The organism is Hominilimicola sp. (assembly GCF_046972485.1).
GTDB classification, from domain to species: Bacteria; Bacillota; Clostridia; order UBA1381; family UBA1381; genus Hominilimicola; species Hominilimicola fabiformis.
In genome coordinates this window covers 1-2,668 of sequence record NZ_JBKVWU010000191.1, presented here as the reverse complement: position 1 = coordinate 2,668, position 2,668 = coordinate 1, and the positions used below count along the sequence as shown (strand labels likewise).

Below are 2,668 nucleotides of genomic sequence, written 5' to 3'. Positions count from 1 at the left end.
CTCTTAAATTCTTCAATCATTTTTTGTGTTTCTTCAATTTCCTCTGTTGTTTTCATAAGCGGAATAAAACTTTTCGCAATCTTTCCTTTACCTCTGTGCTTTATGTAAAGTATTCCGATAATCGAAAATACAACCGCACCGATACAGTTTACCATAAGGTCTTTCATTGTATCGATTATTCCGACATCAAGATACCCTCCCTCTATAACGTACTGTCCTCCGTTATAGTTCACAATCGTACTTGTTATGCCGTTTAAGCTGACCGTGCCGTTAAGTCCGTTCGGGTTAAGCGTTGCGGAATGTATTGCATTCACGATAAAATCTTTCTGCATATCCATTCCGAAAATTTGGTCCATACCAAACTCAAAGAACTCCCAAACAACTCCGACCGTCATAGAAAAACAAAATGCCACGAACGCTACAAAAAACGGTGACATATTAATATGAAATCTCGGGTCTTGATTTAAAATATCAATAAGTGCAAAGCCTATCGCCGCCATTATAAATCCGTTAATTGTATGGAGTATAGTGTCCCAATACGGAAAAATCGTATAAAAACTTTGTATCTCACCGAGTATTTCCGCCGCGAATATGAATAGTAAAATTACAACTTCAAGCATTGTCGGTAATTTTATGTTCAATTTTAAGTCTACAAATCTCGGAATGTTAAATAAAACCAAAGTTAGCAGACACAGAAATACATTATAGAAATTTCTGTTGAATATTTCCGCTACCATTGTTAAAACAACCAGAATTTGAAGAACAAGCAACAGTACAAACCTACCTTTTTTTCCGATCCTCTTCATAATATATTCTCCTTTAACAATAGTATAGATTATTATATCATAATCCGACATTTTTTTCAATCAAAATGTTTACAGTATGTTCACTTTTTGCAGGGTAATATTTACTGTACAAAATTTGTTTTTTGTGATATAATAAGTAAATAGAATTGATTGAACGATTTTTAGGAGCGTGTTATTATGAAAAAAAGCGATCTTACAAAACTTATTGCAATCGGTGCGGCTGTAACAGCGGCTGCCGCCACTACTGCGATTGTTATTTCAAAGCACAAAAAACACAAAACAATGCTTGCAGAACACACAAAAACTCTTACGAAAAAGCAGGCATATATCACAGGCGGAGGACTTTCTGCATTTGCGTCAGCACTTTATCTTGTGCGTGACTGCGGTTTCACTCCGGAGAATATTCATATATTTACAAACGGTACTCGCGACTGCGGCAACAACGAAACAGGCTTTATCTGCCGTCGCGGAAAAACTATAAGCATCAAAGACAGTATGAATTTCTTTGACCTTATCAGCGATGTTGATTCTTTGGATATTCCTGATTTGACGGTATGCGATGAAATACTTAATATTTATCGTGCAAATATTTATCCGCGAAGTGTGACTTTGATTGATCAAGACAAAAACGTTATAGACAGTTCAAAAATCAAGATTTCAAAATCACACAGAAACGCAATACTTGCACTTATGCAGTCAAAACGTTCGCAAATTCAGTCTGCGTCGATATTTGACGTTATGGACAGCGATTTCTTCCTTTCACCGTTCTGGAAACTTATTTCCGCATTATATGGTTTTACCGAAGAATCAAGTGCATATGAATTTGTAAACTGTATTGCAAATATGGATAATATGCTTTCGGGTATCATTCCGAATGATTTTGACAGATACGAAGAAATTGTCAACCCTCTAAAAGAGCATTTGAAGAAAATCGGTGTTGACGTAAGAGAAAATGCGGTTGTTACCGATATTGATTTTGAAAACGACAATGCCGACTCAATTCACTTTACGGACGGTGCAACAAGAAAGACTTTCTATCTTAATGACGGCGATATTTGTATTATGCCTACCGATGAAATGGCTGACTGCGAATCTTTCGGCAGTTTCAACGAACCTGCTCCGAAACTTTATTCAAAGCCGTTTGAACTTTGGGAAAAGCTTGCTGAAAAGCACCCGTCATTCAAGTCACCTGACTTGTTCTTTGATGAATTTGAGGGTAATATGTCAGAGGAATTTACAATTACTCTTTCAAACAAACTTTTGCCTGAGCTTATCGACAAAGTTACTTGCGGTGCCTTGGGGCGCAACGGTATTATCGTGCTTGACGATTCAAATTGGAAAATGACAGTTTGTGCGGTACCGTCAACTTATTTTAAAGACCAAAGCGAAGATATTACAGTTTTGTGGGGCTGTGCTATGCGTCCTAATTGTGACGGTGACAGAAGCGGTAAAACTATGACTGAATGCAGCGGTGCCGAAATTTTATATGAACTTGTTTCATGCTTTAACCTTGATGAAGTTTGGGACGATATTTGCGAAACGGTAGTAAACGTAATTCCTTGCCACAGACGTTACGGTACATCATATTTATCACCTGTTAATTCAAAACTTGAAATAATTCCGACAGGTATAAAGAATTTTGCGGTTTCCGGCGATTTTGCCGAATCGGATAACGATACAGTATTCTCGGAAGAATATATCGTTTCAACCGCACGCACCGCATCATATAAACTTATGAAAACAAACAGAAAAATGTTTGAAAGTAAACCGAAATCATTCAGAGAAGTAAAAAAATCTTTAAAAAACTTGGTAAAATAATTTGTTTTTTAAGGTTATTTTAAGGTTTCAATATTATAATACAG

2 protein-coding genes are annotated in these 2,668 nt (G+C 36.5%); one reads left to right on the top strand and one right to left on the bottom strand.

Annotation, left to right across the window (positions count from 1 at the left end; translation table 11 throughout):
* Positions 1-806, bottom strand: an 806-nt coding sequence (locus ACLTU0_RS11655; protein ID WP_412322604.1) for a hypothetical protein, incomplete at its 3' end; no start/stop codon positions are given.
* A 177-nt stretch (positions 807-983) separates the two neighbouring features.
* Between ACLTU0_RS11655 and ACLTU0_RS11650 the strand changes: the two genes are divergently transcribed.
* Positions 984-2,624: an oleate hydratase gene (locus ACLTU0_RS11650; RefSeq protein WP_412322603.1), complete on the top strand. Its 1,641-nt coding sequence runs from the start codon at positions 984-986 to the stop codon at positions 2,622-2,624.
* Positions 2,625-2,668 lie beyond the last annotated feature (44 nt).

Excerpts from the sequence above, each read along its gene's own strand:
- ACLTU0_RS11650 (WP_412322603.1), top strand. The coding sequence starts at position 984 with ATGAAAAAAAGCGATCTTACAAAACTTATTGCAATCGGTGCGGCTGTA.